Source organism: Pseudomonas sp. IT-347P, from assembly GCF_949768005.1.
GTDB lineage: Bacteria > Pseudomonadota > Gammaproteobacteria > Pseudomonadales > Pseudomonadaceae > Aquipseudomonas.
The window spans coordinates 342,611-366,734 of the sequence record NZ_CATKPQ010000022.1; the positions used below are offsets into that span (position 1 = coordinate 342,611).

At 60.5% G+C, this 24,124-nt stretch carries 21 protein-coding genes; 10 read left to right on the forward strand and 11 right to left on the reverse strand.

Translation table 11 applies throughout. The features are described 5' to 3' along the window. Positions 1–3: 3 nt before the first annotated feature. From ACM6IV_RS10230 to ACM6IV_RS10265, 8 genes are all read right to left on the reverse strand, one after another. Positions 4–261: a hypothetical protein gene (locus ACM6IV_RS10230; protein WP_414869858.1), complete on the reverse strand. Its 258-nt coding sequence runs from the start codon at positions 259–261 to the stop codon at positions 4–6. Further along, complete coding sequence (locus ACM6IV_RS10235) at positions 258–470, reverse strand: hypothetical protein (RefSeq protein WP_110720970.1); 213 nt, start codon at positions 468–470, stop codon at positions 258–260. Before ACM6IV_RS10235 ends, ACM6IV_RS10230 begins: the two co-directional genes overlap by 4 nt. A 270-nt stretch (positions 471–740) precedes the next feature. After that, a complete protein-coding gene (locus tag ACM6IV_RS10240; protein WP_007917967.1) occupies positions 741–920 on the reverse strand; it encodes a hypothetical protein in 180 nt (59 codons plus the stop codon). Between the two features lie 156 nt (positions 921–1,076). Continuing rightward, positions 1,077–2,252, reverse strand: coding sequence for a lactonase family protein (locus tag ACM6IV_RS10245; protein ID WP_414869859.1), 1,176 nt, complete (start codon positions 2,250–2,252; stop codon positions 1,077–1,079). Further along, the gene (locus tag ACM6IV_RS10250; RefSeq protein ID WP_414869860.1) at positions 2,239–2,550 is read right to left on the reverse strand and encodes a DUF5629 family protein; all 312 of its coding nucleotides are present in this window, start codon (positions 2,548–2,550) and stop codon (positions 2,239–2,241) included. Before ACM6IV_RS10250 ends, ACM6IV_RS10245 begins: the two co-directional genes overlap by 14 nt. A 167-nt stretch (positions 2,551–2,717) precedes the next feature. Further along, positions 2,718–4,298, reverse strand: a complete 1,581-nt coding sequence (locus ACM6IV_RS10255; protein ID WP_414869861.1) for an aldehyde dehydrogenase (NADP(+)) — start codon at positions 4,296–4,298, stop codon at positions 2,718–2,720. A 9-nt stretch (positions 4,299–4,307) separates the two neighbouring features. Next, positions 4,308–5,300 (reverse strand): AraD1 family protein, encoded by a 993-nt coding sequence (gene araD1 / locus ACM6IV_RS10260; protein WP_414869862.1) that lies wholly within the window; start codon positions 5,298–5,300, stop codon positions 4,308–4,310. A 154-nt stretch (positions 5,301–5,454) separates the two neighbouring features. Continuing rightward, positions 5,455–6,777, reverse strand: a complete 1,323-nt coding sequence (locus ACM6IV_RS10265) for an MFS transporter (protein ID WP_414869863.1) — start codon at positions 6,775–6,777, stop codon at positions 5,455–5,457. Positions 6,778–6,970: 193 nt separating this feature from the next. On the opposite strand from ACM6IV_RS10265, the gene ACM6IV_RS10270 reads away from it, so the two are divergent. The 3 genes from ACM6IV_RS10270 to ACM6IV_RS10280 all read left to right on the forward strand — a co-directional run bounded on the left by ACM6IV_RS10270 (position 6,971) and on the right by ACM6IV_RS10280 (position 14,429). Continuing rightward, positions 6,971–8,707 carry an IlvD/Edd family dehydratase gene (locus tag ACM6IV_RS10270; protein WP_108226767.1) on the forward strand — a complete coding sequence of 579 codons (1,737 nt, stop codon included), beginning with the start codon at positions 6,971–6,973 and terminating at the stop codon, positions 8,705–8,707. A gap of 187 nt (positions 8,708–8,894) precedes the next feature. After that, on the forward strand, positions 8,895–9,614 hold the full coding sequence (locus tag ACM6IV_RS10275; RefSeq protein WP_093437799.1) for a FadR/GntR family transcriptional regulator: 720 nt from the start codon (positions 8,895–8,897) through the stop codon (positions 9,612–9,614). 120 nt (positions 9,615–9,734) lie between these two features. Next, positions 9,735–14,429 (forward strand): dermonecrotic toxin domain-containing protein, encoded by a 4,695-nt coding sequence (locus ACM6IV_RS10280; RefSeq protein WP_414869864.1) that lies wholly within the window; start codon positions 9,735–9,737, stop codon positions 14,427–14,429. A gap of 63 nt (positions 14,430–14,492) precedes the next feature. Here ACM6IV_RS10280 and ACM6IV_RS10285 read toward each other — a convergent pair whose 3' ends face one another. Further along, the gene (locus ACM6IV_RS10285; protein WP_414869865.1) at positions 14,493–16,877 is read right to left on the reverse strand and encodes an efflux RND transporter permease subunit; all 2,385 of its coding nucleotides are present in this window, start codon (positions 16,875–16,877) and stop codon (positions 14,493–14,495) included. Then, complete coding sequence (locus tag ACM6IV_RS10290) at positions 16,874–17,917, reverse strand: WD40/YVTN/BNR-like repeat-containing protein (protein WP_414869866.1); 1,044 nt, start codon at positions 17,915–17,917, stop codon at positions 16,874–16,876. The genes ACM6IV_RS10285 and ACM6IV_RS10290 overlap by 4 nt, the downstream gene beginning before the upstream one ends. A gap of 449 nt (positions 17,918–18,366) precedes the next feature. Here ACM6IV_RS10290 and ACM6IV_RS10295 point away from each other — a divergent pair, with 449 nt between their 5' ends. The 7 genes from ACM6IV_RS10295 (at position 18,367) to ACM6IV_RS10325 (ending at position 23,700) form a co-directional block, all read left to right on the forward strand. Continuing rightward, entirely contained in the window at positions 18,367–18,957 is a 591-nt protein-coding gene (locus ACM6IV_RS10295) for an amino acid synthesis family protein (protein ID WP_007917992.1), read from the forward strand. Positions 18,958–18,988: 31 nt separating this feature from the next. Beyond that, entirely contained in the window at positions 18,989–19,822 is an 834-nt protein-coding gene (locus ACM6IV_RS10300) for an alpha/beta fold hydrolase (RefSeq protein ID WP_414869867.1), read from the forward strand. Next, entirely contained in the window at positions 19,819–21,300 is a 1,482-nt protein-coding gene (locus ACM6IV_RS10305; RefSeq protein WP_414869868.1) for an aldehyde dehydrogenase, read from the forward strand. The genes ACM6IV_RS10300 and ACM6IV_RS10305 overlap by 4 nt, the downstream gene beginning before the upstream one ends. Before the next feature lie 12 nt (positions 21,301–21,312). Further along, positions 21,313–21,798, forward strand: a complete 486-nt coding sequence (locus tag ACM6IV_RS10310) for a flavin reductase family protein (RefSeq protein WP_414869869.1) — start codon at positions 21,313–21,315, stop codon at positions 21,796–21,798. A gap of 137 nt (positions 21,799–21,935) precedes the next feature. Beyond that, positions 21,936–22,340 carry a carboxymuconolactone decarboxylase family protein gene (locus tag ACM6IV_RS10315; RefSeq protein ID WP_401042678.1) on the forward strand — a complete coding sequence of 135 codons (405 nt, stop codon included), beginning with the start codon at positions 21,936–21,938 and terminating at the stop codon, positions 22,338–22,340. A gap of 42 nt (positions 22,341–22,382) precedes the next feature. Further along, the gene (locus ACM6IV_RS10320; RefSeq protein WP_414869870.1) at positions 22,383–23,135 is read left to right on the forward strand and encodes a GntR family transcriptional regulator; all 753 of its coding nucleotides are present in this window, start codon (positions 22,383–22,385) and stop codon (positions 23,133–23,135) included. A gap of 1 nt (position 23,136) precedes the next feature. Continuing rightward, positions 23,137–23,700 (forward strand): NUDIX hydrolase, encoded by a 564-nt coding sequence (locus ACM6IV_RS10325; protein WP_414869871.1) that lies wholly within the window; start codon positions 23,137–23,139, stop codon positions 23,698–23,700. Between the two features lie 123 nt (positions 23,701–23,823). Here the strand turns inward: ACM6IV_RS10325 and ACM6IV_RS10330 are convergent, their stop codons facing one another. After that, complete coding sequence (locus tag ACM6IV_RS10330; protein ID WP_414869872.1) at positions 23,824–24,120, reverse strand: DUF1330 domain-containing protein; 297 nt, start codon at positions 24,118–24,120, stop codon at positions 23,824–23,826. Between the last annotated feature and the right edge of the window lie 4 nt (positions 24,121–24,124).

The window sequence follows — 24,124 nt, forward strand, 5'->3', positions numbered from 1 at the left end:
GGATCAGGCCAGTACCTGGCACATGCCGAGCGCCGAGCAGTCTACTTCGAACGGCCCGAGGAAACTGGCGGTGGCCTTCATCGGTGGATTGCCAGCCAGCAGTCCCAATGTATTTGCCCGTTCGATGTTGTGCGCGATGTTGTGATTGCACTCTATGGCGCGGGCCAATGCACCCACCGAGCCTTGGCCGAACCCTAATAACGATGCGCCGTTGGTGAAGAACGCCAAACCGGCAATCACCCAAAGTCTGTAGCCTTTCATGCTCCGCCGACTCCCGCGAGTTCGGCCCGGTCGACCATCACGCTTTGCGAGCGGACTTCAAACTGAATACCGGGGTGGGCGACTTCAATCGGGGCGTCGAAGCTGTGTTCCATCTGCGAGGCGATGCTGACGACCAGCACCACGGCCAGGTACAGACCGATGGCCAGGTAGGCGCCGCGTTTGGCTGAATGAAGGATTGCGCTGGCCATGGTGTTCTCCCGTGGGCATGTTTCGATGTCCACAGAATCAATCAAAAAAGCCGCGCTAACCACTCAGGGTTTGCCATAGTAAATATCAGCTTCGTTGATTATTTAGCCAGTCTATTTGCGCGCTTCAAGAAACCTATCAGGCCGCGAAAAACACACGCACACGTGTAGGCGCCGCCGAAGGCTGCGATCTTTTGATTTTGCTTTTTAAAACAAGATCAAAAGATCGCAGCCTTCGGCAGCGCCTACTGGGAGTAGTTCGAAGCGGGCATTTCAGTGTTGGGCTTTGTGATCCAGGGCGGCGTAGAAGTTGGCGCTCTGTTGCAGGTATTTCTGGGTGTAGCTCTGGGTGTGGGATTTCTTGCTGTTGATTTCCACGTTGGCACTGGCTGGCAGCACAACGGTGGCGGAGATGGCGGAAGCAGCGATAACGGAGAAGAGATTGAAGTTCATGGCGGTAACCCTCGTGTTCGGTTGGCTTGTTTGCCCGGTTGGGCCGTGAAGCAAACTTAACGCTCGAGGGTTGATCGCCTGAAATGCTTTGTAGCATTACCGGATATCAGCGCGATTAATACAAAGACACAGGCCCCGTAAACCGGGGCCTGTGGCTTATTGTCGCACGATAAACTTGAGGTCGCTCGGGGCGTCCATCGGCAGTTTTTGCACGGTTTTGCCGAGCAGGCCGGTCTTGCCATCGCGCTCGACGACGACAATCTCGTTGCTCTTCTGGTTGGCGATCAACAGGAATTTGCCACTCGGATCGAGGCTGAACTCACGCGGATGGTCACCTTCCACCGAACGTCTTTGCAGTTCCTTGAGCTGGCCGGACGCCGGATCGATAGCGAATACCAGCAGCTGGTTGGCGGTGCCACGGTTGCTGACGTACAGGAACTTGCCATCGGCCGAGGCATGCAGCGCCGCCGCGGCTTTGTCCGAGGTCGGCTGGCCAGCCGCCAGATCGACCATTTGCGTCTGGGTCAGCACGCCGTCGTGGTAGTCGAACACCGCGACCTGGGCACTCATTTCCATGGTCAGCCAGGCGTGTTTGCCATCGGCGCTGAACAGCAGATGACGCGGGCCGCTGCCGCCCGGCAAGGCCACGGAGGCGGTCATCGCCGGTGTCAGCGGCAGATCAGGGTTGGCCTTCGGATCGAACAGGTAAACGAAGACCTTGTCCGCGCCCAGATCATTGGAGAACACATAACGGCCGTCCGGCGAGGAAACCGTCGAGTGCACGTGGTTCGAGGCCTGCCGCTCCGGATTGATCCGGCTCGCCGTGTGCGCGCTCATCTGCACCACCGGTTTGAGTTTGCCGTCAGCACCGACCGGCAATACCGCCAAGGTGCCACCCGGATCTTCCATGACCGAGTAGTTGCTGACGAACAGATGGCTGGCATCGCCGCTGAGGCTCGAGTGGGTTGGCTCGTTGCCCAGGCTCTGCACCTGATTGATCAGGCTCAGGGCGTGGGTTTTCGGATCGATCGAATAACTGCTGACGCGGCCGACCGGGTCTTCCTGGCCCGGGCCGTTTTCGTTGACCACGAACAGACGTTTCTGATCCCTGGACAGGGTCAGCCACGACGGATTTTCGCTCTTCACCACTTGCAGCGGCTTGGCGGCGATCTGGCCGGTGGCGCTGTCGAAGTTCATGCGATAGATGCCCTGGCTGGTGCCAGCGGTGTAGGAGCCGACCAGCAACTGGAAGCTCTCGGCGGAGGCCGTGGACAGGCCCATGGCGCCGACGCTGCCGGCCATCAGCAGCGGCCAGAATTTACGCATTTTCATCAGTTTCGTCCTCGTCATCGCTGCTGCTGACTACGTCACCGAGGCAGACCAGGCGGTGTTCGCCGGTGGTCTTGGTGTCGCTGGCATGACCAACAATCAGCCAGCTCTGCAGGTCTTCGTCAAACGTCGCCGCGGCGACCTGCGCCGGGGTGAATTCCCAATGCTTGGCCTCGCGGCCATCGATGCATTCGATGTGCAGATTGTCTTCTTCGTCGAGGGCGAATTCGAAGGCGTGCAGGCCGTCGATTTCGACCATGCCGCAGTGTTCGAGGGCGTTGAGAAGGGTTTGGGCAGTCATGGCAAACAGTCTTTCTAAGGGGGGAAAGGGCCAATGATAGCTCATTGACGACGCAGAACCCCTGTGGGAGCGGGCTTGCTCGCGAATGCGGTGAATCAGAAACCTATTTGTCGACTGACATACCGCATTCGCGAGCAAGCCCGCTCCCACAGAGGGGGTGAGTGAATTTAGAGGGCGTCGCGCGAGGGCTTGCCATCGACGAGGCGCTGAATGCGCAACGGGTTGGCGTTTTTCAACGGCTCCGGCAGCAAGCTGTCCGGGTAGTTCTGGAAGCACACCGGGCGCAGGAAACGGTCGATGGCCAAGGTGCCAACCGAGGTGCCACGGGCATCGGACGTCGCCGGGTACGGGCCGCCGTGCACCATCGAATCGCACACCTCGACACCGGTCGGATAACCGTTGAGCAGAATCCGCCCCACCTTCTGTTCCAGCAACGGCGTCAGCTCAGGGAAACGCTCGAAGTCCGCCAGCTCGCCAATGATCGTCGCCGTCAGTTGCCCATGCAGGCCGTGTAACGCGGCGCTGAGTTGCGCCTTGTCTGCCACTTCGACAATCACCGTGGTCGGGCCGAACACTTCTTCCTGCAGCACTTCATCGCCATCGATCAACAGGCTGGCATCCGCCTTGAACAATTGCGGTTGCGCCTGATTGCCCTGCTGCGGATTGCCCGCCAGATGTTCAATGCCGGGATGCGCCAACAGCTTCTGCAAGCCTTTGCCGTAGCTGCCGAGGGTGCCGGCGTTGAGCATGGTTTGCGCCGGTTGATCACCGATCAGACCGGCGACTTGCTGCACGAAGGCGCTGAATTGCGGCGAACGAATCCCGATCACCAGGCCGGGATTGGTACAGAACTGGCCACAACCCTGCACCACCGAGGCGGTCAGGTCACGAGCAACGGTTTCCGAACGTTCGGCGAGAGCCTGGGGCAGGACGATCACCGGGTTGATACTCGACATCTCGGCGAACACCGGGATCGGTTGCGGGCGCGCAGCGGCCATGTCGCACAGCGCACGACCGCCCTTGAGCGAACCGGTGAAGCCGACCGCTTGAATCGCCGGGTGCTTGACCAGCCACTCGCCGACGCCACCGCCGTAGATCATGTTGAACACGCCGGCCGGCATCGCGGTTTTTTCTGCGGCGCGGATCAGCGCATCCGCCACCAGTTCTGCTGTCGCCATGTGACCGCTGTGCGCCTTGAACACCACCGGGCAACCGGCGGCCAGCGCCGAAGCGGTGTCGCCGCCAGCCGTGGAAAATGCCAGTGGGAAGTTGCTTGCGCCAAACACGGCTACGGGACCGAGGCCGATGCGGTACTGGCGCAGGTCCGGGCGTGGCAATGGTTGGCGATCCGGCAGCGGCAGATCAATCCGCGCACCGTAGAAATCACCCCGGCGCAGGACTTTGGCGAACAGACGCATCTGGCCGCTGGTGCGACCGCGCTCACCCTGAATGCGCCCGGCCGGCAGCGCGGTTTCGCGGCACACCACGGCGACGAAATCATCACCGAGCGCATCCAGTTCATCAGCAATCGCGTCGAGAAACTGTGCGCGACGCTCGGCGCTGAGGCTGCGATAGGCCGGGTACGCGGCAGCGGCGGCTTTGGCGGCGGCGTCGACTTCTTCAACCGTGGCCTGAATGAAATCGTGCGGCAATTGTTCGCCCGTCGTTGCATCGACGGAGTGCAGTTTGACGTCGCCAGCCGCGCTGCGCTGACCGCCGATGTAGTTGTGACCGAGAATCTGAGTCATGGGATCTCCTTAAAGGGTGCCGATGCTGTCCGGCTCGAAAGAGGCGGCAATCGGCACGATGCCGTTGACCAGCGGTGCGCCGAATTCGGCCTGGCTGATTTCGAACAGGTCGCCCGGTTGAGTGCGAATGCCTTCGGCAAACGACAGTGTCGCGGTGCCGAAGAAGTGAATGTGCACATCGCCCGGACGCAGGAACTGACGGTATTTGAAGTGGTGGTATTCGAGGTTGGCGAGGCTGTGGCACATGTTCGCCTCGCCACTGAGAAACTCGTTCTGCCAGAGCACTTCGCCGTCACGCAGAATTCGACTGGTGCCGGCCAGATGTTGAGGCAGTTCACCGGTGCGAAGTTCCGGGCCATAACTGCAACTGCGCAATTTCGAGTGCGCGAGGTACAGGTAATTCTTGCGTTCCATGACGTGGTCGGAGAACTCGTTGCCCACCGCGAACCCGAGGCGATAAGGCTTGCCGTCGTGGCCGATCACGTAGAGGCCGGCCATCTCCGGTTCTTCGCCGGCGTCTTCGGCAAACGGTGGCACCGGGAAAGGTTGGCCCGGACGCACGACGATGCTGCCGTCACCCTTGTAGAACCATTCCGGTTGCACACCGGCCTGCCCCGCCGCCGGTTTGCCGCCCTCCACGCCCCATTTGAAAATGCGCATGGTGTCGGTCATCGCCGTTTCGTCGCCGGCCTGCTGATGCATCTTGTCGCGGGCCGAGGCGCTGCCCAGGTGAGTCAGGCCGGTACCGCTGACCAGCATGTGCGCCGGGTCCGGATGGTCGAGAGGCGGCAGAATGCGCAGTTGCGCCAGGAGCTCGGCGTAGTCGTGGCTGCTGCCGAGGCCGAGGGCATGCACTTGCTGCTCAAGGGAGTGGCCGGCCTCGATGGCAGCCAGCGCCAGATCGCGCACGCTGCGCGCATCCTGCACTTCGCGCACCAGACCGTTGTCGACGACGCCGACGCGTCGCTCGCCGTTGCTTAATTCGAATTGAACCAGATGCATGATTTTCTCCTATTCCCTCTAAAAAACACCGCAGATCCCCTGTGGGAGCGAGCTTGCTCGCGAAAGCGGTGTGTCAGTCACACACAATGTTGAATGTGATGGCCTCTTCGCGAGCAAGCTCGCTCCCACAAGGGATTTGCATTGCTTCCAGAGTTCAGGTTCGGGTGGCGCCACGGGCGCTGGCGGCAAACTGGTCAACGGGCAGAACGTGTTTACGTTCCAGCACGCGGTAAACCACGCCCGTCAGGACCAAACCGAACACCATCACGCCCGACAGGAAATACAACCCTGATGCCAGATTCCCGGTGTACTCCTTCAACGCGCCAATCACGAATGGTCCGATATACCCGCCCAGGTTCCCCACCGAGTTGATCAAGGCAATCCCCGCCGCCGCACTCGCGCCAGCAAAGAAGCGTCCCGGCAAAGTCCAGAACACCGCCGTGCAGGAAAACAGCGCGAACGCCACCAGACACAACGCCGCCAGTTGCGCCACCGGCAACGACAGCCAGGCACTGAGAAACAGGCCCATCGCACCCAGCACATACAGCACCGCCAAGTGCCCATAACGATCATTCAGGCGATCGGAACTGCGCGGCACGATCAGCAAACCGATGATGCCGAAGATGTACGGCACCGATGACACGAAACCGGTGACCAGATCACTGCCGCCAAACTGTTTGATCAGCGTCGGTAACCATAGACCGAGACCATAAATGCTCAACGTCACCGGCAGATAGAACAGCGCCAGCAGCAGCACGCGTTTGTCTTTCAGGGCATGCAGCGGGTTGCCGTGACGGGTCTGGCCGTATTCCTGCAGATCTTTTTTCAGTTCGCCGGTCAGCCAGTCCTTTTCCGTCTGATCCATCCATTTCACTTGCTGCGGGCCGTCCGGCAACCAGCGCAGTACCGGCCAGGTCAGCAGGATCGCCGGGGTGCCAATGACGATAAACAGCCACTGCCAGCCGTGCAGACCGAGTACGCCGTCCATGCCGAGCAAACCGCCGGACACCGGGCCGGTGATCATCATGGCGATGGGCTGGGAGAGGATGAACAGGCCGAGGATCTTGCCGCGATGGCGCACCGGGAACCACTGGGTGATGTAGTAGAGAACGCCGGGAAAGAACCCCGCCTCGGCCGCGCCGAGCAGAAAGCGCATCACGTAGAAACTGTGCGGGCCCTGGACGAAGGCCATGCCGATGGTAATCGCGCCCCAGGTGATCATGATCCGCGCAAACCAGCGCCGCGCGCCAAAGCGTTCGAGCATCAGGTTGCTGGGGATTTCAAGCAGGAAGTAGCCAATGAAGAACAGCCCGGCACCGAGGCCGTAGGCGGCGTCGCCGATGCCGATGTCAGCGCCCATGTGCAGCTTGGCGAAGCCGACAGCGGAGCGATCCACATAGGCGATCAGGTACAGCAGGATCAGGAAGGGAATCAGTTTCAGCGTAATGCGCCGTATCAGCCGCAGTTCCTGGCTCATGAGATCGGTCTCCGATTGTTGTTTTTATAGAACCTCGGGGGACGCCTCTCACAGAAAACCGCCAGGGCCATCCCTCCGTCGAAAACGACTATATAGTAATACTAATTCACCAACAACACTTCCAAACCTAGGATTTTGCGCTTAGATTAAGCCGTAGCTGGAACACTATAGTCATACAATAAGAGAATCGATCATGTCTGATAAGAAACCCACCCTGCGCTCCGCCCAATGGTTTGGCACGGCCGACAAGAACGGCTTCATGTACCGCAGCTGGATGAAGAATCAGGGCATCGCCGACCACCAGTTCCATGGCAAGCCGATCATCGGCATCTGCAACACCTGGTCGGAACTGACCCCATGCAACGCGCACTTCCGCCAGATCGCGGAGCACGTCAAACGCGGGGTGATCGAGGCCGGTGGCTTTCCGGTGGAATTTCCGGTGTTCTCCAACGGCGAATCGAACCTGCGCCCCACCGCCATGCTCACCCGCAACCTGGCGAGCATGGATGTTGAAGAAGCGATTCGCGGCAACCCGATTGACGGTGTGGTGCTGCTGACCGGTTGCGACAAAACCACCCCGGCATTGCTGATGGGCGCGGCGAGTTGCGACGTACCGGCCATCGTCGTCACCGGCGGGCCAATGCTCAACGGCAAGCACAAGGGCAAGGACATCGGTTCCGGCACCGTGGTCTGGCAGCTCAGCGAACAGGTCAAGGCTGGCACCATCACCATTGACGATTTCCTTGCGGCCGAGGGCGGCATGTCGCGTTCGGCAGGCACCTGCAACACCATGGGCACGGCGTCGACCATGGCCTGCATGGCCGAAGCACTGGGCACTTCGCTGCCGCACAATGCGGCGATCCCGGCGGTGGATGCGCGACGTTATGTGCTGGCGCACATGTCCGGCATGCGTGCGGTGGAGATGGTGCGCGAAGACTTGAAACTGTCGAAGATTCTGACCAAGGAAGCTTTCGAAAACGCTATCCGGGTCAACGCCGCCATCGGCGGTTCGACTAACGCGGTGATTCACTTGAAAGCCATCGCCGGGCGCATCGGCGTCGAGCTGGATCTGGACGACTGGACCCGTATCGGGCGCGGCATGCCGACCATCGTCGACCTGCAACCATCGGGACGTTTCCTGATGGAAGAGTTCTATTACGCCGGTGGTTTGCCAGCGGTGCTGCGTCGCCTCGGCGAAGCCAATCTGATCCCTAACCCGAACGCACTGACCGTCAACGGCAAGTCGATCGGCGAGAACACCAAGGACGCGCCGATCTATGGCGAAGACGAAGTGATCCGCACTCTCGACAATCCGATTCGCGCCGATGGCGGCATCTGCGTACTGCGCGGCAACCTGGCGCCGCTTGGTGCAGTGCTCAAGCCGTCCGCCGCGACCCCGGAACTGATGCAGCATCGCGGCCGTGCGGTGGTGTTCGAGAACTTCGACATGTACAAGGCGCGGATCAATGATCCGGAACTGGATGTCGATAAAGATTCGATTCTGGTGATGAAGAACTGCGGGCCGAAGGGTTATCCGGGCATGGCCGAAGTCGGCAACATGGGCTTGCCAGCCAAGCTGCTCGCCCAGGGTGTGACGGACATGGTGCGCATCTCGGACGCGCGGATGAGCGGCACCGCGTACGGCACGGTGGTCTTGCACGTGGCGCCGGAAGCCGCAGCTGGCGGGCCTTTGGCGACGGTGCAGGAAGGCGACTGGATCGAACTGGATTGCGCCACCGGGCGTCTGCACCTGGACATTCCGGATGCCGAACTGGCTGCACGGATGGCCGATCTGCAGCCGCCGCAGCAATTGCTGGTGGGTGGCTATCGTCAGTTGTACATCGACCATGTGCTGCAGGCGGATCAGGGTTGTGACTTTGACTTCCTGGTCGGCTGCCGAGGCGCCGAAGTGCCGCGCCACTCTCACTAATCACACAAATCCCCTGTGGGAGCGGGCTTGCTCGCGAAAGCGAAGTATCAGTCGAGAAATGCTTGGCTGATACCCCGCTTTCGCGAGCAAGCCCGCTCCCACATTTGGCTTGTGTGTCTCCCTCAAGATTGTGGTATGCCTGCTATGATGCGCGGCATCTCCATCGCTCAGGATCGCATCGTTCCCCATGGATTACCGCAAACCCTCCGACCGTAAAAGCATGCATTCGCGCATCGTCCAGGAACTGGGCATGCAGATCGTCTCCGGACGTTTTTTGCCCGACGACAAACTGCCCGCCGAAGCCCTGCTCTGCGAGGAGTATGCGGTCAGCCGGCCAGTATTGCGTGAAGCCACACGGGTATTGGTGGCCAAGGGGCTGGTGTATTCCAAGCCACGCGTGGGCACGGTGGTCAAGGCGCGCCGCGAGTGGCACATGCTCGATCCCGATGTACTGCACTGGCTGATGCAAAGCAGCCCGCAAAATGAATTTTTCAATGTGCTGACCAGTGTGCGCAGCATTATCGAACCGGCCGCCGCCGCCCTCGCCGCTCAACATGCGACGGAGGCGGATATTGCCGCGATTGGCGAGGCTTACCAGCGCATGGAAGCGGCGCCGACACCGGAAGCGTTGTTGCAACCGGATCTGGATTTTCATAGCCGGATCGCTGATGCGACGCACAATGATCTGCTGGCGAACCTGTGCAACATGTTGTCAGTGGCGATTGCCGAGGCGTTGAAGCATTCGAATCAGCGGCCGAATCTGCATGAATTGGCGTTGCCGCGGCACAAAGCAATTCTTACCGCCATCGAAAACCGCGACGCCCTGGGCGCCCGCCATGCGACGCTGGTGCAGCTGGATGATGCGCGCAGTGCATTGAGTGTGGTGCTTGGGGCAGAGCTTTCCTGAGGAGCCAGCGCGACGCCCTCACCTGCTGCGCCGAACTCGGGTAGGTGGTATCCATATACCGCACCGGCCGAGTGTTCCGGTTTTATCGTGTGCAATCCTCAACGTGCCAAGGATTGCACCATGTCAACTTCAGCAACACCCGCCACTGCGGACACCAGCGCCATCGTCGCGCGCGCCGTCAGCGCGCAATTCAGCAACCGCCCCGCACTGCGCTCGCAAACCGCCCGTTTACTCAAGGACGGCCTGCTCGAAAAATATCCCGAGCTTGACTTCGATCCTGACCGGACCCGACTGGCCCGGCCCATTCCGGATGGCGCGTGGAGCCTGTCGTTATTACTCGACGAAGTGCTGGCCTACATTGCCACGGGCGTGAAGCTCGATCTCGCCGACCAATACGGCCGCAACTGTTTTCTGACCAACAAGCTGCCCAAGCAGATGAGCATCGGCAAAACCACGACACGGTTGCCCGACATGCAAGTCATCGCCGACGTCATTCTCGAGCTGCCGACGATCCTGTACATCGGCTTGCAAGAGGCCGTGACGTCGTACTGGAACGAGGACATCGGCGCAGGGGTGAGCCGCTGGCAGTGGCTCGGCGATCTGCTCACCGGCGCACTGAGAACAGCGGCGGTCCGGCGCGTTGGGCTGAACGCCGCGCAGGCCGAAGTGCTGATGGAACTGGCTGAGCATCCTGATCGCCGCGTGCGCTCGCAAAAACCAGGACCGAGAGGGATGATCCAGGCCTGTACGCTTGAGACCACGCTGAGCAAAGGCACAGTCTCTGCGACGATCCAGACGCCCGATTTGCTGGTCAGCTGTGCTGACACTCACCTGCTGTGCAGCGTGACCGGCAGCGTCGAAGTCTATGCCTCGCTGGGCGAGTTCGGTCTGGCCTGGGCCGAGCGTTTCCAGCAGCACTTTACGACGGACACCATCAGCTGGAAGCGCTTCGAGCCCGATGGCAACATTTTCGATATCCAGGCGGCTCTGGTGCTCAATCAGCAATTGGAAAACATTGCCGCACTGCCACTGCCGGCGAACCAGCCCCTGGACACACTGCAACAGCGCCTCGACGCGATTACCAATGTCGCCGGCCTGTTCAGCGATACGCCGCCACAACCCGGCAACCTTCAACCGATCGCGGCCAGTCTGCCGGACTGGTTGCAAACCGCTGACGCCAGCGATCGCATGGCCTACCGGCAGCACGTTCTGGCGCTGGCAACTCTGCGCCAGCAAACCCAAGGACGCACCTTCAACGACGGCATCGATGATCTGCCCACCTTTGCGCGAAAAGCGCTGCACAAGCAGATGCTCGAAGATCAACCGCAAGCGCCCGGCTATAACGCTGATGACCTGGAGTTGACGTTCCATGTGCCGGTCGGGGATCTGGGCAGCGGCTACCTCGACAAGGTGAAAATGTCGCTCACGGAGCTGGCCATCAAGAACCTTGCCGGCAAACCCAAGGGACGCATGACCATTCGCCACACGGGCAATCAACTGATTCAGGACTGGACCACAGAGACCTATCTGCTGGATCTGGTGAGCCGCGTCGATGTCGGCAAACATTACCCGGCGCTGCTCGAAGACCTGCTGTTGGGGAACAGTACCGAAACACGCGAACGTGAATGTCTGTTTTCCCGGGAACTGGCCATCCAGTTGCCGTTGCAGGCACTGGAACATGCCATTCGCGCCGAGCACGGCTTCGACCGGTTGGGCTATCGATATGTCAACGCATTGATGCAGCACACGGCCGCCCAGCGCGTCGTCGACGGCCTGGCAATTGTCATTCGGCCTCTGGCGTTTCAACGCAAGGCCCATGCGGACTGGGATCAGGTGACCAATATGTTCATCATCGAACCCAAAGACCTCAACGCCGAGGGCCCCTGCATCCTGTATCGCCCGATGTACGCACCGGCGCTGCAGCAATTTGCCAGCCGCCATGATCTGTTCAAAGCGATTGCCGTGGACGGTCCATTGCAGAGCAGTGTGTTGACGTGGATGACCGATCGCGCCAGGCCGATCTATGCCAACAACGGATTCAATGAACCGCACATCGTCCACTTCCATCTCGGCGACGATTTCACACCCTTTGAAAAACCGGCCCCTGCGATGCTGGCCGGTGACGTCGCCGCAGCGGACTGGTTGAAGGCTGTCGAGGAAGACCGAGTGCTGGCCAGTCTGTTCGCCAGCAACGCTCGGGCACTGATTCAAACCGCGGATCAACAATCGGTATCCAACGCAGAAAGCCGTTGGGCGCTCATCCTCGAAGGCGGGTGGCTTATTTTCAATACCCTGCTTTTGCCGCTGGACGGCCCGGCCATGGTGGTGGGCTGGATGGTGCAGCTCACCCACAGCCTGATCAACGATCTGCCGGCACTGGACAGCGCCGATGCCGCTACGCGCAATCAGGCGTGGACCGACTTGCTGTTGAACATCGGCCTGGTGCTGCTGCATGTGGCCAAGGGATCCGTCACGACGCCGCTGCCCGACAGCGCGGATCGGCTGGTTCCGGCCGTGCTTGAGCCAATGCGTCACCCTTCTGATTCGTACCCGAGCCTATTTGAACCGGTTATCCGTCAGCAATCCCCTGCGCTGCCCGCGGCCCCTCCGGGCAATGGCAGGACCACAGTGGATTTCAAATTGTCCACCGCGCGGGAACCGGCGGCGACCCGACTGTTGGATACGTTGATGCAAGCGCACGTACCGTGGCCGGCCCAGTTGCCCGATCCTGTTGCAACCGGCGCCTTCAAGGGCTTGTATCAAATTGACAATCAATGGCACGCCAGCATCGGTGGGCTGCTGGTGCGCGTGCGCACCGTCCCCGGTTTCGGCGAAGTGTATCTGGCTTCCTCGGAGCATCCAGGCCTGCGCTTGAAAAGCAATGGCAAGGGTCAGTGGACCCTTGAGCGCGGCGCAAAACTGGTTGGGGGTGGACCGAAGCCCAGAATCAAAAACCAGCGAGAGCAGACGCAGCGTCGCATCGAAGTGCTGGACCGGAACTACACCATCTTCGTCGAGCAGCAAGCCGCCGTGCAACGCGGCGTGGATATTGCTGAACGCCTGATGATTCAGCAGCGCGACCTTCCGACCGCCACCGAACCCGCACGGGCAAGGTTCAGGCAGATCTTCGACAGCAAACTGAGTCAACAGACCGACCAGTACCTGACGCAGATCGCCGAACTAAAAGAAAAAGCCGTTCTGAAAAAAACCGATCCGGCCTATACGGCAATCGCGCCTCTGCTGGAGAACAGCCTCAATAACGTGCGTAAACGCATCATCATGGCGGACCTGGACCGGCAAGCCCTGCTGCGCCGTTATCCCGAATTCAACCGTGGGCCACGCGAGGTCGCTGACTCGCTGCTGGTCGGGGGCGAGGCCAGGCGCGAACAGTATCTGGACTTCCTGCGCGAAACGTCGCGCATCAACGAGAACATGATCAAGCTTTACGAGGAAGCCGACAGCCGCTTGCTCGAGCTGAAAAATATACCTCGCCTGGGGCCCGAGGCCTGGGAGCGTTTAACGGCTGGGCGGGCGGGCCGCGAGTTGACGGCATTACGGCTCAAGGCGTTTCAATTGCAGATCCTGCGACCGATCAGTGTGAAGGCCTGGGCCGTGCAATCGATGCTGGGGCTGGACGATGCCATCGACCCGGTTGTGCTGCTTTCCCGTTCCCATGCTGATCTGCAAGGCGCGGAAGTCTATGACAGCGCTGACCGTATCGCCGTGTTCGACAACCTCGTCGATCGCTACGGCAAGGCGCAGGATGCTCTGGAAAGTATTGGCATTTTCCATGGCGACGAGCTGGAAGCCGCCCCCTTCAATCGGCTTCGCGAGATCATCGGCGATTTGCGAGTCGACGCCGAGCAGCGGCTGGCGGACGAATTGCAGCAATTGCCCGAGCAAGAGCCAGTACCCGGGCCGTCAAGCGATAACGCCCAGGCCCCGGCCAGACCCGCCGTGCCACGCGCGAGCCGCAAGAAAGTCATCAAGACCCAAACCAAAGGCACGCTGATCGGTGACCTGCGCCCACGAGTGGCCAATCAGGGCGCCGACATCGTCGACATCAAAAACCCGATGGACGAGAGTACCCTGCTGTCTTTCCACGAACAGGCGCCGAATGTCTGGGAAGTCGTCGAGGCCGAAACCGAGCAGCCGCCACCTCAGCCACGTGTAGCGCCTTATTCAAAACTCAAGGGTGATGCCCGCAAGGCGTTGGGCAAGGTCGACCTGCAAGTGCAGAAAATCGAGGGTTATGTGCAGCGGGCGAGTTCGCCCAGGGAAATCGAGGAGCAGTTGCAACGCGAGGCCGGAAAACTGACGGCGTTTGCCGAGAATCTGCAGAGCCATGACAATGCGCCAGCCAATCGCGAGCAGGATCAGCTTCTGATCAGCCAGTTAAGGGCCAAGGCCGATGCCCTGGTGACCAAGGCGAGCGAGCTGCGTACGCGCATGACGCTGAGCAAACCACCCACCAGTGAGGGGGTGGAGTACTTGCTCGACCGGCGCGTCATTTATGCCCGCCGCGTTGACGGCCGAATCCAGCTGAAAACCGGGCGCAAGGATTTCCTGCAGGAATACGTGTTGCTTGACCAACGAAATGAGCCACTGTGGTACGCCCATTTTCATTACACGAATGAAACAGATGCAAAGGCCGATTACCGGCGTGCTCATCTCAAGACTCGTGAACAGCAATACATGACCTATGAGCTGGCCATGGCGCAAGCCAAGGACCCACAGCAGAAAATCGATATTCATCGCGGCGACATCAGCCCGGAGCTGGCGGAGACGGTGTTCCTGCCATTGGAACCCCGCTGATTCCGGCAGCAACAAAAAAGCCGCAATCCTGAGATTGCGGCTTTATCGTTTCAAGCGTTCAGATCAGTGCGCAAACAGCGAATTGCCCTTCTGCCCCGCCAATTTCTCGGGTTTGATCAGGAACTTGGCCAGCGCCGGCAACAGCCACAGCGCGCCAAACATGTTCCACAGCAGCATGAAGGTCAGCATCAGGCCCATGTCGGCCTGGAACTTGATCGCCGAGAAGATCCACGTGCACACGCCGATCGCCAGGCACAGGCCGGTGAACAGCACGGCTTTACCGGTGGATTTCAGTGTCTGGTAATAGGCTTCCTGCAACGGCAGCCCCGCACGCAGGAAACTTTCCAGACGGCTGTAGATGTAGATGCCGTAGTCGACGCCAATGCCCACACCCAGCGCCACCACCGGCAAGGTCGCGACTTTCACGCCGATGCCCATGAACGCCATCAGTGCATTGCCAAGTACCGAGGTCAGCACCAGCGGCAGGACGATGCACAGGGTAGCCGCCCACGAGCGGAAGGTGATCATGCACATCACCGCCACGCAGATGTACACCAGAATCAGGATGGTCAGCTCAGCCTGCTTGATGACTTCGTTGGTGGCCGCTTCGATCCCGGCATTACCGGCGGCGAGGATGAATTCCAGACCGTCCTTGTTGTTCTCCTGGGCAAATTCCTGCACCGCATGCACCGCCCGATCCAGGGTTTCGGCCTTGTGATCGTTGAGGAACACCAGCACCGGCGCCAGCGAGCAACTGTTGTTGTACAGGCCGTCGGCGCGGGCAATCGAATTGTTCAGCACGTCCGGGTTGCGCGACAGGGTTTCCCATTTCAGGTTGCCCTCGTTCATGCCCTTGATCATCTGCTTGGACACGGTCACCAGGGAAATCGCCGACTGCACGCCCTCGGTGTTCTGCATCTTCCACATCAACTGATCGATTGGCGCCATGGCTTCATAACGCGAGCAGCCCTCAGCCTTGGTCTTGACCATCACCACCAGCACGTCGGAGCTGGTGGAGTAATTGCTGATGATGAAGTTGTTGTCCTTGTTGTAGCGCGAGTCCGGACGCAACTCCGGCGCGCCCTGGTCGAGGTCGCCGATTTTCAGGTTCTGGCTGTACCAGAGGCCGCCGCCGAAGGCGATCAGTGCCAGCACCACCGAAATGCGTGCGACTTTCGGATTCGCGAAGTTCGACAGCAGGCGCCAGAACGGATGTTCGCGGTTCGCGTCTTTCTTGCTCTTGGCAATCGCGCGCTTGCTGATGCCGACATAGGAAATCGCCACCGGCAGCAGGATCAGGTTGGTGAACACGATCACCGCCACGCCGATCGACGCGCCGATCGCCAGTTCACGGATCACGCCGATGTCGATGATCAGCAGCGTGATGAAGCCCACCGCATCCGCCAGAATCGCGATCATCCCCGGCAGGAACAATTGCCGGAAGGTGCGCCGCGCTGCGGTCAGGGCGTTGTCGGCCTCGCTGGATTGCAGGGCGATGCCGTTGATCTTCTGCACGCCGTGGGAAATACCGATGGCGAAAATCAGAAACGGCACGAGCATCGAATACGGATCGAGCCCGAAGCCGAAGAAGTGCATCAAACCGAGCTGCCAGACTACCGCCACCAGCGTCGTGCTCAACACCGCAATGGTGCTGCGCACGCAGTTGGTGAACCACAACAACAAAATCAGGGTGATGACAAACGCGATGCCAAAGAACAGCACCACCATCACCAGACCGTCGATCAGATCACCCACTTTCTTGGCGAAACCGACGATGTGAATCTTGACGTTGGGGTTCTGCGCTTCGAACTTGTTGCGGATCTTGTCTTCGAGTTCATGGGAGAACTGGCGATAGTCCAGCGCCAGCAACTTGCCCTGGTCCTGCGGATCCGGGTAGGACTCCAGCAGCGGAATGTCGACGATGCTCGACTTGAAGTCGTTGGCCACCAGACGCCCGACCTGACCGGACTTGAGTACGTTGTTGCGCAGCAGGTCGAGGCTGTCCTGCGAGCCGTTGTAGCTCTGCGGGATCACTTCACCGCCGGCGAAACCCTCTTCGGTCACTTCGGTCCAGCGCACGCTCGGACTCCACAGCGACTTCAGACCGGAGCGGTCAACGCCGGAGATGTAAAACACCTCGTCATTGATCTGGCGCAGGGTCTCCATGTACTCCTTCGAAAAGATGTCGCCGTCCTTGGCTTCCACCGAAATGCGCACGGTGTTGCCCAGGTTCGCCAGATCGTTGCGGTGCTCCATCATCTTCTCGATGAACGGATGCTGGAGCGGGATCATTTTCTCGAAACTGGTCGACGGCCGGATCAGCGTGGCCTGCCAGAACAGGAAAATGCTCACTACCAGACAGATCAGGATCACGGCCGGGCGGTTGTTGAAAATCAGGCGTTCAAGGAACGTCGCCTTGTCCTGCTGAGGAGTGATCAAGGAAGTCATAGCCCCGCCTTCTTGTTATTGGTCTCGGCCCCGTTTGGCTGGGTGATGTGCAAGCCACCCTGCCCGGTCAGAATCAGGTTGCCGTTGCCGGCGGCGGTTACCGACGACAGCGAAATGCGATCCGGACGGTTGAACACGCTGAAGGTCTCGCCGTTGTCGCTGCTGCTGATCACCGATCCACCGTTGCCGACGATGATGATCGAGCCGTCTTCGAGCAGGGTTGCGCCAGACAGGCCGAACTCCAATGCACCGCGCGCGGCTTTCAGCTCGACCTGCTCCCAGGTGCTGCCGAAATCGGTGGAGCGGTAGAGATTGCCGCGCAGGCCGTAGGCCAGCAGGGTCTGTGGTTGCGCCGTGCCGATCACGCCGAACAGCGAACCCTCGTACGGCCCTTCGAGTTTTTCCCAGGTCTGGCCGTCGTCGGCGGAGCGGAACATGCTGCCCGATTCGCCAACAATGAACAGCCCGGCATCCTTCACCGCCGCGATGGCGTTGAGGTGGAACTGGTCTTCGTTGTCGAGGCGGTCGCTGACGTCTTGCCAGTTCTTGCCGCCGTCGGTGGTTTCCAGCAGCGCGCCGTACGCGCCCACGGCGAGGCCGCTGTTGACGTCCTTGAACCAGACGTCGAGCAGCGGCGATTCACGTTTGAGGTCTTCGAATTGTTTGCTCCAGGTCAGACCGCCGTCCGCGCTGGCGAGGATTTGCGCGTCATGCCCGACCGCCCAGCCGTGCTTGTCGTCGACAAAGTACACAGCCGTCAGCAGTTGCCGGGTCGGTACTTTGGCTTGAGTCCAGGTTTTGCCCTGGTCATCGGAATAGAGAATGTGCCCGCGATCCCCGACCGCGACCAGGCGCGCGCCGGCGTGGACGACATCGAGCATCAGGCTTTTTGCGGCTTTGGCGGATTCGGTGGCATAGACCACGTCGGCGGGCGCCTCGGCGGCCATCACCGGTGCCGATAACGTGGCAAAGCCCAGCAGAGAGAGTGCTGTGGCCAGCAACGCGGTGTTGCGTAACGCCGGCGGGCGGCAACGACTCATAGACCTTCCCCTATTTATTATTGTTGGGCCATTGGGCCTTCAAGGGCGCCGCAAGTGTGCTCCGCTGATGCCTGGTCAGAAGCATAGTCCTGAAACCCGCAATCCAGAGCCACTTCGGAAGCTGGCTCATCCTATCGGGCTTTCGAAACGTCTGACAATCGGCGCCACGTTATCTTTTGTTAACCGAAAGCCGCTCTCTGTAACAGATGAATTCCCTTGTGGGAGCGAGCTTGCTCGCGAAAGCGGTGGGTCAGGCAATGAAGATGTCGACTGGAAGGGCTTCTTCGCGAGCAAGCTCGCTCCCACAGGGGTTGGTGGTGGCTACGGGATTTGAATACATGACCATTCGCCGGGGTGATGCGGCAAAAGTTATCGGGGGACTTGCATGATCGGTATTATGGTATACCATCAGACGCACAGACACTCTCAATCCCTCAACGGAGCAGCTCATGAGTTTCGAAATTCGCAAGATCGTCAGCTATGTCGAAGAAACCTTCATCGAAGGCGGCAAGGCCACTGACAAACCAGTGACCATGGTCGGCCTCGCTGTGGTGATGAAAAACCCTTGGGTAGGCAACGGTTTCGTCGAAGACCTCAAGCCGCAGATCCGCGCCAACTGCTCCGATCTCGGTGCGCTGATGGTTGAACGTCTGGTGGGCATCATCGGCGGTGCGGAAAAAATCGAGGCCTACGGCAAAGCGGCCGTGGTCGGCGCCGATGGCGAGATCGAACACGCCTCCGCCGTGATCCACACCCTGCGCTTCGGCAACCACTACCGCGAAGCGGTCAACGCCAAGAGCTACCTGAGCTTCACCAATAAGCGCGGCGGCCCAGGCACTTCGATTCAGATCCCGATGATGCACAAGGACGACGAAGGTCAGCGTTCGCACTACATCACTCTGGAAATGCAGATCGAAGACGCGCCGCGCGCCGACGAAATCGTCGTCGTGCTGGGTTGCGCCGACGGTGGTCGCCTGCACCCGCGCATCGGTAACCGCTACATCGATCTGGAAGAACTGGCCGCCGAAAAAGCCCAGTAATCACAATAAAAAGGCACTGCAGGAGCGCTCCATGATTCGGCTCACCGCTGAACTCACCCCGGCTGGCACCAGTTACCTGGCGACCGGCCAAGGCCAGCCCGTGGTTTTGATCCACGGCGTGGGCCTGAACAAAGAAATGTGGGGCGGGCAGATTGTCGGCCTGTCCAGCCAATATCGGGTGATCGCCTACGACATGCTCGGCCATGGCGCCAGCCCGCGACCGGCCAGCGGCACTGCCCTGCTCGGTTATGCCGATCAGTTGCTGGAGTTGCTCGATCACTTGAATCTGCCGCAGGCAGCGGTGATCGGTTTCTCCATGGGCGGTCTGGTCGCGCGGGCCTTTGCCCTGCATTACCCGGAGCGCCTGCAGAGCCTGGTGGTGTTGAACAGCGTTTTCAACCGCAGCGAAGAACAGCGTGCCGGCGTCATCGCGCGCACTGCGCAAGCGGCCGAGCATGGCCCGGACGCCAATGCCGAAGCGGCGCTGTCGCGTTGGTTCAGCCGTGAGTATCAGGCGGCCAATCCGGCGCAGATCGCGGCGATCCGTCAGACCCTGGCCGGCAATGATCCGCAAGGCTATCTGACCACTTATGAGTTGTTCGCCACCCAAGACATGTACCGCGCCGACGACCTGGGCAGCATTCGGGCGCCGACGCTGATCGCCACCGGTGAACTCGACCCGGGTTCGACCCCGGAAATGGCCGAGCAACTGGCCCGGCGCATCCCCGGTGCGAAGGTTGCCGTGTTGGCCGAGCAACGGCATATGATGCCCGTAGAGTCGCCGCGTCTGGTCAATCAGACGCTGCTGGATTTTCTCCAATACGCACACTCCCGACAAAACCATATAAAGGGGATCGTTGCATGACACTCGCACGCTTCCAGATGTGCATCGGCGGAGAATGGGTCGACGCCCTCTCCGGCAAGACTTTCGAAAGCCTCAACCCGGCCACCGCTCAAGCCTGGGCGCAACTGCCTGACGCCGATGAAGCGGACGTCGAACGCGCCGTGCAATCGGCACAGACTGCTTTCGACAGCCCGGCGTGGCGCGGTCTGACCGCCACCGCGCGCGGCAAACTGCTGCGCCGTCTCGGTGATCTGATCGCGGAAAACAAGGAACAACTGGCGCAGCTGGAAAGCCGCGACAACGGCAAACTGATCCGCGAAACCCGTGGCCAAGTCAGCTATCTGCCAGAGTTTTTCCACTACACCGCTGGCCTTGCCGACAAACTTGAAGGCGGCACCCTGCCGCTGGATAAGCCGGACCTCTTCGCTTACACCGTGCACGAAGCCATGGGCGTGGTCGCCGCGATCATTCCGTGGAACAGCCCGCTGTACCTGACCGCGATCAAACTCGCCCCGGCCCTCGCCGCTGGCAACACGATTGTGATCAAGCCGTCCGAGCACGCTTCGGCGACCATTCTTGAACTGGCGCGCTTGGCTCTCGAAGCGGGGATTCCGCCGGGTGTGGTCAACGTCGTCACCGGTTACGGCCCGAGCACCGGCGCCGCCCTCACCCGCCATCCGCTGATCCGCAAGATCGCCTTCACCGGCGGCGCGGCGACGGCGCGGCATGTGGTGCGCAGCAGCGCCGAGAACTTCGCCAAGTTGTCACTGGAGCTGGGCGGCAAGTCGCCGAACATCATCTTCGCCGACGCCGATCTGGACAGCGCAATCAACGGCGCGATTGCCGGGATCTACGCCGCCTCCGGGCAGAGCTGCGTGTCCGGTTCGCGCCTGCTGGTGCAGGACGAAATCTACGACGAGTTCGTCAATCGTCTGGTCGAACGCGCCCAGCGCATCCGCATCGGCAACCCGCAGGAAGACAATAGCGAGATGGGCCCGATGGCCACTGCGCAGCAACTGGCGGTGGTCGAAGGTCTGGTCGCCGATGCCATCGCGGAAGGCGCACGTTTGCGCACCGGCGGCAAGCGCCCGGCGAATCTCGGCGAAGGCTGGTTCTACGAGCCGACGCTGTTCGAATGCGACCGCAACTCGATGAAGATCATGCAGGAAGAAGTGTTCGGCCCGGTGGCGTCGGTGATCCGTTTCAAAGATGAAGCCGAAGCGCTGGCCATCGCCAACGACTCGCAGTTCGGCCTCGCCGCCGGCATCTGGACCCGCGACCTGGGCCGCGCCCATCGCCTGGCGCGCGATGTGCGCTCGGGGATTATCTGGGTCAACATTTACCGCGCGGTGTCAGCGATGGCGCCGATAGGCGGTTTCAAGAACAGTGGCTATGGACGCGAAAGCGGCATCGATTCGGTGCTGGCCTACACCGAACTGAAAACGGTGTGGATCAACCTCTCCCAGGCGCCAATGCCTGATCCGTTTGTGATGCGCTAGGAGTCCTGCGAAATGATCGAACCCGGCATTTACAAAGACGTCATGAGCTCCTTCCCGTCCGGCGTCACGGTGGTCACCACCCTCGACCCGGATGGCGGCATCGTCGGGATCACCGCCAGCGCCTTCAGCGCGCTGTCGATTGACCCGGCACTGGTGCTGTTCTGCCCCAACTACGCTTCCGACACTTATCCGGTGCTGCGCGACAGCAAAAAATTTGCGATCCATTTGCTGTCCGCCGACCAGACCGCCGAGGCCTATGCGTTTGCCGGTAAAGGCAAGGACAAGGCCAAGGACATCGAGTGGCATTTGAGCGAACTGGGTAACCCGATTCTGGCCAAGGCCACGGCGATCATCGAGTGCGAGTTGTGGCGTGAGTATGACGGTGGTGATCACGCGATCATTGTGGGCGCGGTGAAGAACCTGATCCTGCCCGAGCAACCGGTGACGCCGATGATTTACCACAAGGGCAAGCTCGGGCCGTTGCCGACTTTGGCCTGACGGATTCACATAGATCCCAATGTGGGAGCGGGCTTGCTCGCGAAGGCGTCGTGGCAGTCGACATCTTTTATTGAATGATCTACCGCATTCGCGAGCAAGCCCGCTCCCACAAGGGTTTTGTGGTGACTGGAGGCATGATGAATAACGAAAAGTACGAAAAGGGCCTGAAAATCCGCACTCAGGTGCTCGGCGAAGCTTACGTGCAGCGCTCGATAGAAAACGCCGACGACTTCACACGCCCGCTGCAGGAAATGGTCACCGAATACTGCTGGGGCCATGTCTGGGGTCGCGAAGGTCTGTCGCTCAAGGAGCGCAGCATGATCAACCTGGCGATGATCTCGGCGCTCAACCGCCCGCATGAACTCAAGCTGCATGTGCGCGGCGCCTTGCGTAACGGCCTGAGTCGTGAGCAAATACGCGAAATTCTGCTTCAGGTCGGCATTTATTGCGGCGTTCCGGCGGCCGTGGACAGTTTCCGGCTGGCCCGTGAAGCCTTTGCCGAAGCCGACGCCGAGGCCCCAGTCAACCCCTCGGCTGTTTAGATGCCCGTCTGGCATGGACAGCCAACTTAAAGAGCGGACCCCATGAAACGCCAGCCACTCGACGACAGCTTCAAGGTCAATCGCAACCCCGTTACCCTGCGCGAAATCGTGCTGGATAAACTGCGTAGCGCGATCATGAATTTCCAGCTCATGCCAGGGGATCGTCTGGTCGAACGCGATCTGTGTGATCGCTTGGGCGTGAGCCGTACTTCGGTGCGCGAAGCCTTGCGTCACCTCGAATCCGAAGGGCTGGTGGAATTCGCCGATGCCAAAGGCCCGCGCGTGGCGATCATCACCCTCGCCGATGCCGTCGACATCTATGAGCTGCGCTGCGTACTCGAGGGCCTGATCGTCCAACTGTTCACCCTGCGCGCCAAGGCCAAGGACATCAAAGCCCTGGAAAAAGCCCTCGACGAGAACCGCAAGGCGCTCAAGGACGGCGAACTGCAACAGGTGATCGACTCGGTGCAGGGCTTCTACGACGTGCTGCTCGAAGGCTCGGGCAACCATGTCGCGGCGACTCAGTTGCGCCAGTTGCAGGCACGCATCAGCTACCTGCGTGCGACCTCGGTGTCCCAGGAAAACCGGCGCGGCGCGAGTAATCACGAGATGGAAAAAATGGTCGAGGCGATCAAGAGCGGCGATCCACTGGTGGCGCATCAGGCCTGTGTCGATCACGTTCGCGCCGCGGCTGCGGTGGCGCTCGACTACCTCAAGCGCAAACAGGAAGAGACCGGTGCTACGCCGAACATCACCCTGCCCATCGCGCTGAAAGAACCGCGTATAGGTCACTGATATGTTCAGCCCGAGCTATTGCCCGAAATGCGGTGGCCCTGACCTCGGTCAGCAGATACCGGCGGGCGATACGCACGAGCGCCTGATGTGCCGTGGTTGCGGCTACATCCACTACGTCAATCCGAAGATCATTGCCGGCTGCATCATCGAGCAGGACGGCAAATACCTGCTGTGCCAACGCGCAATCCCCCCGCGCCCTGGCACCTGGACGCTACCGGCCGGTTTCATGGAAAGCGGCGAGACCACCGAGCAAGCGGCCGTCCGCGAAGTCTGGGAAGAAAGCGGCGTGCGCGCGGAAATCGTCTCGCCGTATTCGATTTTCAGCGTGCCGAAGATCAGCGAGGTGTACATCATCTTCCGCGCCATCGCGCTGGAGATCACCGGGCAGTACGGGCCGGAGACCATGGATTACAAGTTCTTCGCGCCTGAAGACATTCCGTGGGAGCAGATCTATTACCCGGCGATCCGGCAGATTCTCGAGCGCTATATCGAGGAGCGCCAGGCCGGGGTGTATGGGATTTACATGGGCAATGACGACAGCGGCAAGATTCACTTTATCCGCTGATCACGACCTATCCCCCTGTGGGAGCGAGCTTGCTCGCGAAGGCGTCGTGTCAGTCGATACAGATATTGAATGATCGACCGCTTTCGCGAGCAAGCTCGCTCCCACAGGAGGTCGTGGTGTTGCCTAGGTTAGTGGCATACCTTCAACGATAATGATCTCCGCCCTCGCCCATTCTTCGCGATAGCTTTTCGCTTCCTGATACGCCGCCGAGTGGTAGCACGCCACAGCCTGTTCGTAGCTCTCGAACTCGATCACCACACTGCGCTGCGGCGTCTTGCGCCCTTCCAGCGCCTCGCTGCGCCCACCCCTCGCCAGAAACTTCGCGCCAAACGCGGCAAACGCCGCCGGCGCGCGCTGGGTGTATTGGCTGTAATGATCGGCATCGGCTATATCCACGTGAGCAATCCAGTACGCCTTCATAGTG

Bases quoted from the DNA above. Each gene is read 5' to 3' on its own strand.
- ACM6IV_RS10230 (WP_414869858.1), bottom strand. From the start codon at position 261: ATGAAAGGCTACAGACTTTGGGTGATTGCCGGTTTGGCGTTCTTCACC.
- ACM6IV_RS10280 (WP_414869864.1), top strand. From the start codon at position 9,735: ATGTCAACTTCAGCAACACCCGCCACTGCGGACACCAGCGCCATCGTC.
- ACM6IV_RS10320 (WP_414869870.1), top strand. From the start codon at position 22,383: ATGAAACGCCAGCCACTCGACGACAGCTTCAAGGTCAATCGCAACCCC.
- ACM6IV_RS10315 (WP_401042678.1), top strand. From the start codon at position 21,936: ATGAATAACGAAAAGTACGAAAAGGGCCTGAAAATCCGCACTCAGGTG.
- ACM6IV_RS10265 (WP_414869863.1), bottom strand. From the start codon at position 6,777: ATGAGCCAGGAACTGCGGCTGATACGGCGCATTACGCTGAAACTGATT.
- ACM6IV_RS10240 (WP_007917967.1), bottom strand. From the start codon at position 920: ATGAACTTCAATCTCTTCTCCGTTATCGCTGCTTCCGCCATCTCCGCC.
- ACM6IV_RS10255 (WP_414869861.1), bottom strand. From the start codon at position 4,298: ATGACTCAGATTCTCGGTCACAACTACATCGGCGGTCAGCGCAGCGCG.
- ACM6IV_RS10235 (WP_110720970.1), bottom strand. From the start codon at position 470: ATGGCCAGCGCAATCCTTCATTCAGCCAAACGCGGCGCCTACCTGGCC.
- ACM6IV_RS10275 (WP_093437799.1), top strand. From the start codon at position 8,895: ATGGATTACCGCAAACCCTCCGACCGTAAAAGCATGCATTCGCGCATC.
- ACM6IV_RS10245 (WP_414869859.1), bottom strand. From the start codon at position 2,252: ATGAAAATGCGTAAATTCTGGCCGCTGCTGATGGCCGGCAGCGTCGGC.
- ACM6IV_RS10310 (WP_414869869.1), top strand. From the start codon at position 21,313: ATGATCGAACCCGGCATTTACAAAGACGTCATGAGCTCCTTCCCGTCC.
- ACM6IV_RS10250 (WP_414869860.1), bottom strand. From the start codon at position 2,550: ATGACTGCCCAAACCCTTCTCAACGCCCTCGAACACTGCGGCATGGTC.
- ACM6IV_RS10325 (WP_414869871.1), top strand. From the start codon at position 23,137: ATGTTCAGCCCGAGCTATTGCCCGAAATGCGGTGGCCCTGACCTCGGT.
- ACM6IV_RS10270 (WP_108226767.1), top strand. From the start codon at position 6,971: ATGTCTGATAAGAAACCCACCCTGCGCTCCGCCCAATGGTTTGGCACG.
- araD1 (WP_414869862.1), bottom strand. From the start codon at position 5,300: ATGCATCTGGTTCAATTCGAATTAAGCAACGGCGAGCGACGCGTCGGC.
- ACM6IV_RS10330 (WP_414869872.1), bottom strand. From the start codon at position 24,120: ATGAAGGCGTACTGGATTGCTCACGTGGATATAGCCGATGCCGATCAT.
- ACM6IV_RS10285 (WP_414869865.1), bottom strand. From the start codon at position 16,877: ATGACTTCCTTGATCACTCCTCAGCAGGACAAGGCGACGTTCCTTGAA.
- ACM6IV_RS10295 (WP_007917992.1), top strand. From the start codon at position 18,367: ATGAGTTTCGAAATTCGCAAGATCGTCAGCTATGTCGAAGAAACCTTC.
- ACM6IV_RS10300 (WP_414869867.1), top strand. From the start codon at position 18,989: ATGATTCGGCTCACCGCTGAACTCACCCCGGCTGGCACCAGTTACCTG.
- ACM6IV_RS10305 (WP_414869868.1), top strand. From the start codon at position 19,819: ATGACACTCGCACGCTTCCAGATGTGCATCGGCGGAGAATGGGTCGAC.
- ACM6IV_RS10290 (WP_414869866.1), bottom strand. From the start codon at position 17,917: ATGAGTCGTTGCCGCCCGCCGGCGTTACGCAACACCGCGTTGCTGGCC.